The sequence below is a fragment of the Synechococcus sp. BA-124 BA4 genome (assembly GCF_034931165.1).
On the sequence record NZ_JAYGIA010000013.1, the window covers coordinates 21781 to 27912 of the forward strand.

8 protein-coding genes are annotated in these 6132 nt (G+C 68.2%); all 8 read right to left on the reverse strand.

Features of this window, described 5'->3' with window-relative positions; all coding sequences use genetic code 11:
• Window positions 1–3: 3 nt before the first annotated feature.
• Entirely contained in the window at window positions 4–1023 is a 1020-nt protein-coding gene (locus VB734_RS02370; protein ID WP_197165403.1) for an ABC transporter permease, read from the reverse strand.
• On the reverse strand, window positions 1020–2615 hold the full coding sequence (locus VB734_RS02375) for an ABC transporter substrate-binding protein (protein WP_197167050.1): 1596 nt from the start codon (window positions 2613–2615) through the stop codon (window positions 1020–1022). Before VB734_RS02375 ends, VB734_RS02370 begins: the two co-directional genes overlap by 4 nt.
• Before the next feature lie 47 nt (window positions 2616–2662).
• Window positions 2663–2941, reverse strand: a complete 279-nt coding sequence (locus VB734_RS02380; RefSeq protein WP_322782583.1) for a hypothetical protein — start codon at window positions 2939–2941, stop codon at window positions 2663–2665.
• Between the two features lie 299 nt (window positions 2942–3240).
• Window positions 3241–4545, reverse strand: coding sequence for a homoserine dehydrogenase (locus tag VB734_RS02385; protein WP_197165402.1), 1305 nt, complete (start codon window positions 4543–4545; stop codon window positions 3241–3243).
• Window positions 4546–4579: 34 nt separating this feature from the next.
• The gene (locus VB734_RS02390; RefSeq protein ID WP_197165400.1) at window positions 4580–4999 is read right to left on the reverse strand and encodes a SufE family protein; all 420 of its coding nucleotides are present in this window, start codon (window positions 4997–4999) and stop codon (window positions 4580–4582) included.
• Between the two features lie 43 nt (window positions 5000–5042).
• Window positions 5043–5570, reverse strand: coding sequence for a hypothetical protein (locus VB734_RS02395; protein ID WP_322782584.1), 528 nt, complete (start codon window positions 5568–5570; stop codon window positions 5043–5045).
• Between the two features lie 51 nt (window positions 5571–5621).
• Entirely contained in the window at window positions 5622–5837 is a 216-nt protein-coding gene (locus tag VB734_RS02400; protein WP_197165398.1) for a hypothetical protein, read from the reverse strand.
• 53 nt (window positions 5838–5890) lie between these two features.
• A partial coding sequence (locus VB734_RS02405; RefSeq protein ID WP_323242889.1) for a 5-formyltetrahydrofolate cyclo-ligase occupies window positions 5891–6132 on the reverse strand: 242 nt, incomplete at its 5' end.

Genomic DNA, 6132 nt, shown 5'->3' on the forward strand with positions numbered 1-6132 from the left:
TGCTCAGAAGCGGATGCGGGGATCCAGCACCGCCACCAGCATGTCCACCGTCACGCTCACCAGCACCACCAGGGCTGCCACCACCACCACGATCCCCTGCACGAGGGGGTAGTCGCGTTGCCCGATGGCCTCCTGCAGCCGGAAGGCGATCCCGGGCCAGGAATAGGTGACCTCGATCAGCAGAGCGCCGCCGATCAGCGAGGCCACGGTGATGCCGGTGATCGTGAGCACGGGCAGCAGCGCATTGGGGAGGGCATGGCGGAGCACCACCCGGGTTTCGCTGAGGCCGCGGCTGCGGGCCGCCTCCACGTAGTCGGAGCGCAGCACCCGCCGCAGGTTGAGCCGCAGGGCGTTGGCGAAGATGCCGCTGAGCAGCAGGCCGAGGGTGGCGGCGGGCAGCACCAGGTGCCGCAGGCTGCCAGCCAGCTGCTGGGGATTGGCGGCACGCAGACTGTCGAGCAGATAGAAGCCGGTGCCGCTGGGGGGCATCAGAGTGGCGGGGAAGCGCCCCCCCACCGGCAGCCAGCCCAGCCAGACGGCGAAGATCAGCTGGATGACCATCGCCGCCCAGAACGGCGGCAGGGCATAGGTGCCGATGCCGTAGAGGCGTCCGGCCAGGTCGAGCCTGCCCTCCGGGCGGGCGATGCCGCTAAAGCCCACCGCCAGCCCGAGAACCGCGGCGATCAGCAGCGCGCACAGCCCCAGCTCCAGGCTGGCGGGCAGGCTCTGGCGGATCACCTCCAGCACCGGGGTCTGGTTGGTGAGCGATTCCCCCAGATTGCCCCTGAGCAGATCAGCCAGGAAGTGACCGTACTGGGCGGGCAGGGGCTGGTCGAGGCCCAGCTGCTGGCGAAGGGCCTGCCGCGCCGCCTCCGGTGCCCGGGTGCCCAGCAGGGCGTCGATGGGATCCCCAGGGGCCAGCCGCAGCAGCAGAAACACCAGGGTGGCGATCAGCCAGAGCATCACAGGGGCCAGCAGCAGCCGGCTGCCCAGGTAGCCCAGCAACTGGCGGCGGCGGCTCATGGCGCAGGCCTCGAAGCGCTCGAAGCCGCAGGCCGCTGCTGGAGCCGGCTGAGCACGACGCGGCCGGAACCATCGAACTGCGGAGTGCTCAGCCCAGCCTGGGCCCAGGCCCTGGGCGCCACCAGCCAGACCGGGATGTAGGGGGCCGCGGCGGCGGTGTCCCGCTGCAGACGCTGGAGGAGCCTGATCCTCTCGGCCCCCTCCAGGCTCTGGCTCAGAAGCAGCTCCTCGTTCAGGCCAGGGCGGGTCCAGAAGCTGCCGCTGGAGGCACTGGGCCCTTCCAGACAGCGATGACCCACGGCCTTGTCACAACCCAGGAGCGGCTGCAGATAGTTGTCGGCGTCGGGGTAGTCGCCCATCCACTCCAGCAGGATCGAGGCGAAAGCTCCCTCGCCGAGCTGACGGTAGGCCGTGGTGGATTCCATCCCGTTCACCTCCAGGACGATGCAGTCCCCCAGATCCCGGCGCAGCTGTTCCTTCCAGATCAGGGCGAACAGCTTGTCGGCGGGGATGTTGGAGCGGAAGGTGAAGGGCAGGTTCAGCGTCCGGCCCCGGCAGTAGCCGGCCTGTTCGAAGAGTCGCCGGGCCTCCGCCGGGTCGTAGGCCGGCCAGGCCGTCGGTTCGGAGCCGCTCAGGCTGGGGGGCACCAGATCCCGCAGCGGCGGCCGCAGGCCATGGGTGACCCGCTGGCTGATCAGGTCGTGGTCGAGGCTGTGGGCAATGGCACGGCGCACCACGGGGTTCTTCAGGGGCGGCTGGTCGCTGAGCAGGGTCAGGTAGCCGATCTCAAGCGCGGGACCCACCCCTTCCAGGAGGCGGCCCTTCTGGGCGTCCTGGTGCAGCGAGAGCTGCTGGTCTCCCTCCAGGCTGGTGGAGAGCAGCACATCCACCTCGCCGCTGCGCAGAGCCCCGTAGAGAGCGGTGGAGTTGCTGAGGTTGACCAGGTCGAGACCGCTGTTGGCGGGACGCTCCCCCCAGTAGTCGGTGAAGGGCTCCAGCCGCTGCTGCTGGTCGGCGAAGAAGGTGAGCCTGTAGGGGCCTGTTCCCACGAAGCGGTCGTTGAGAAAGCGCTTGCCGTGACTTCGGTAGGCGGTGGGGGAGAGGGGGGTGAGACTGACGGCGCTCAGCAGCTGGGGCAGGGCGCTGAAGGGACGCCGCAGCCTCAGTTCCAGCTCATGGCTGCCGCTGGCGCGCACGGAAACGATGCGATCCCCCAGCAGGTAGCTCAGCTTGCCGATGGCCAGAAAGCGCTCCAGGGTGAACACCATGGCGGCGGCATCGAAGCGGGTGCCGTCGTGGAAGCGCACCCCACGCCTCAGCGGCACCCAGGCGGTGAGGCGATCAGGACTCATCCTCGGCAGAGCCGTCGCCAGACGGGGCTGCAGCTCCCCCCTGGCATTGATGGCGTAGAGGGGATCACCGACCGCGCTGATCAGCTGCAGGGCCCCGAAGCTGTAGGTGGCCGCCGGGTCTACTGAGTCGATCCTCGTGCGGCTGCCCACCACAAGCCTCCCCCCCGGACGTTGGGGCTGGCAGCCCAGCAGCAGCACCACCAGGGCGGCCAGCAGGGAGACCGAACGCAGCGGCTTCAGGCCAGGCAAAGCGTGCAGGATGCTCCCGGGTGCTCAGAAGCCCCCATTCAAGACCGAGACGGGCAGCTCCGGGACTGGGGAAGGTGATGAAGCTCCACCTGGCGGATCGACACCTCGAACACCGGAGAGCCGTGCCGTGCCAGGGGCCAGCGCCGCACCCAGCAGCGGTCACGGAGGGCATCCACACCGATCACCTGATACACCGTGTCCTGAGTCTGAGCGGTCTCGCCGATGGTCCAGGTGGAGGAACTCTCGCCGCCAGGGAGACCGGCGCTGATGGCCAGATCGGTGGCAAGGTGCACGCAGTCACCCTGATGAAGGGTCATGACGGTCGCGGGGTGGTGGGACGAACAGCTGCCCTGATCAGGGCTGGCAGGGAAAGCGGTCAGGGCTCGGTACCGGGAAGCGGTGAGGAGAGGTGATGGGGAACGTCCGTGATGGATTCAGGGTTTCGCAGGGACGGCTGAGCTGGCGTTCAGGCTGAACAACTGGAGGGGACCGATGAGGGCGTCCGCATCCGCGTGAAATTTGCGGAATGTTTCCATCTTGACTCTGCCCGCCCCCTGCCCGTCAACCATCGCGGCATGAGCACTCGTTCTCGACACCAGCAGGACTGCTGATGACCTCAGAGGGTGCGCAGGCATGCCGCCACGCTCTGGACTTCGCAGAGGGCCCTGATTGCGGCGAGTGCCGCCTGAAATCGGGCCTCCTCCACTTCGTGGGTGATGACCACGATTTCGGCCTGGCCGCCGCTGGCCTCCAGCTGCACGATCGACTGGATCGACACTTCCTCCTGACCGAAGCAGCTGCCGATCCGACCGATCACCCCGGCCTGGTCGTTGGTCTGCAGGCGCACGTAGTTGCGGTGGCTGGTGCGGGAGCTCTCCACCAGACGGCAGCGGCGCCAGCGGCTGGCCGCCAGCAGGGGATCCAGCCCGCCGCCGGAGCCGCCCACCTGGCGGATGCCGGCGATGTTGAGGATGTCGGCCACCACGGCCGAGGCGGTAGGCCCTGCCCCTGCCCCGGGACCGTAGAACATCACCCTCCCCACGGGATCTCCCTCGACCAGGATCGCGTTGTTGACCCCATTGACCACCGCCAGGGGATGATCGGCGGGCACCAGCGTCGGGTGCACCCGGACATCAAGGCATTCTTCGCCGTTGGCCTCTGTGCCCAGGTGCTGAGCCACGGCCAGCAGCTTCACCCGGTAGCCCAGCTGGCTGGCGTAGCCCACATCCCGCGCCTGAAGCTCACTGATGCCGGCGGTGGGAATCAATGAACGCTCCACGGAGCCGCCATAGGCCAGGCCGGCGAGGATCGCGATCTTGTCGGCGGCGTCATGCCCCTCGACATCGGCGGCGGGGTCAGCCTCGGCGTAACCCAGGCTCTGGGCCTCCGCCAGAACCTCGGCGTAGGCGGCCCCCTCATCCGTCATGCGGGTGAGGATGTAATTGGTGGTGCCGTTGATGATGCCGCTCACCCGCTGGATGCGGTTGCCCCCCAGGGATTGCTTGAGGGGCTCGATGATGGGAATGCCGCCTCCCACCGCTGCTTCGATCAGCACGTAAACCCCCTGGCGGGCGGCGGCATCGGCAATCTCCTCTCCATGGCGGGCGATCACCGCCTTGTTGGCCGTCACCACCGACTTGCCGGCGGCAATGGCCGCGAGGATCAGCGTGCGGGCAGGCTCCAGCCCGCCCATCACCTCCACGACGATCTCCACCGAGGGGTCGTTCACCACCTCGGCCGGGTCGGTGCAGAGCAACTCAGGAGCCAGGGTCACGGGCCGGGGCCGGTTCGGATCGCGTACGGCGATGCGCCGCAGCTCAAGCTCCGCCACCAGTGGATGGCGACCGGCCGGGGAGGTGAGGATCTCGGCGACACCGGCTCCCACCGTGCCCAGACCGAGCAAGCCGATGCCGATGGTCATGCCGATTGCGCCGCGAAACTGATGATCCTAGAAATCATTCCGCTGCCAGGCTCCTGGCCTGGGCCTGCATCATCTTGAGGATGTTCAGGAATCCATTGGCACGGGAGGGGGTGAGGCTCGCCTGCAGGCCCGTCTCGGCCAGAAAACCGGGGTCGAGCTCAGCAGCCTGGTCTGGCGAGAGTCCCTCCAGCCCAGCGATCAGCAGGGCCAGCAACCCCTTGGTGATCTGAGCATCCGAATCCCCTCGCCAGTGGAGCTTGCCATCGATCAGCTGCCCCACCACGTACACCTGCGAGACACAGCCCTTCACCTTGAACACCTCCTGACGGAATTCGTCGGGCAGCGGTTCGAGTTTCTTGGCCAGCCAGAGCACGTACTCGTAGCGGCGTCTGGGGTCACTGGTGCCCCGCAGGCGCTCCACGATCGCGTCGAGGCTTTCGCTGCCGGTGCTCATGAAGGGGGTCAGGGCGGAAGTGGCCCCAGTGTGGCGCTTGCCTTCAGCCGCGGCGGCGCCGCTGCACCGCCAGACCACCCACCAGAGCGCCCAGTCCGGTGATGCCGCCGATCAGCAGCATCGAGCCGTGCCGATGGGCCAGGTCCTGTGTGGGCTTCAGCCACTGACCGGAGCTGGAGCTGCTCACACGATCGAGCTGTGCCTGGCCCGAATGGGTGGGCAGCTCGAGAAAGTCACGGTGTCCGGGGCCCCCATCCACCTGCAGCTCCCAGTCTCCTTCGGCGCCCTTGGGCATGTTGAAACTGAGGCGCCCCTGGGCATCGATCCGACCCACCTCCAGGGGCTGGCCGCCATTGGGAGGCACCAGCCTCACCATGGCGGCCTTCACGGGCTCACCATTGGAGAAGCGGCTTTCGAGCATCAGCCCATCCCTCAGGGATTCCAGCCGATCCAGGCTTGATTCGATCGCATGGGCCTCGACCCTGCCTGGAGCTGCGACAAGCCCAACCAGGGTTCCCAGGACTGGGAGGGAGAGCAGGCTGCAGAGCCGTGCGAAGCGTGAAGTCGTCATCGGCAGAGCGTGGTCGCGTCCGAAAGGACAGGAGGCCAGGTTAGGGCGCCCTCAGGAGGCTGACCAGCGGCTGCCGGCGGCCTGGCCTTTGCCGGCCTGAACCATGCGGACCATGGAGCTGACCATCATCGAGAGGGCTTCACTCGGCTGAGAGCGGTGGCCAAGCTCCGCAGCCATCACCCGCTCGGGCACCGTGCCGGACCCGATCGCGGGGGCACCGACCCGCCGGGCGGGTGATGGGCGGGAGTGATCGAGGCTGAGATCCAAGGAAACACGGGGTCGCACCCGGGGATCCTGGCAAAGGATCGGCGCGGGGAGCATCACGCCGAGTCCCTCTCAACAGGTTGCAACCATTCGATCCCCCCGTCGCTGAGCCAGCCGTCGAACGGCACATCCCACGGATCCACCGGCAACCGCTCCACGGCGCAGGCGGCGGGAGCCACGATCAGGGCCGGCACCGATCGCCAGCGGGGATCGGCCCGCAACCTGTCGAACCAGCCGCCGCCATAGCCGAGCCGGAAGCCGCGGCGGTCGAACGCGAGGGCCGGCACCAGCAGCAGGC

Excerpts from the sequence above, each read along its gene's own strand:
- VB734_RS02370 (WP_197165403.1), bottom strand. The coding sequence starts at position 1,023 with ATGAGCCGCCGCCGCCAGTTGCTGGGCTACCTGGGCAGCCGGCTGCTG.
- VB734_RS02380 (WP_322782583.1), bottom strand. The coding sequence starts at position 2,941 with ATGACCCTTCATCAGGGTGACTGCGTGCACCTTGCCACCGATCTGGCC.
- VB734_RS02385 (WP_197165402.1), bottom strand. The coding sequence starts at position 4,545 with ATGACCATCGGCATCGGCTTGCTCGGTCTGGGCACGGTGGGAGCCGGT.
- VB734_RS02390 (WP_197165400.1), bottom strand. The coding sequence starts at position 4,999 with ATGAGCACCGGCAGCGAAAGCCTCGACGCGATCGTGGAGCGCCTGCGG.
- VB734_RS02395 (WP_322782584.1), bottom strand. The coding sequence starts at position 5,570 with ATGACGACTTCACGCTTCGCACGGCTCTGCAGCCTGCTCTCCCTCCCA.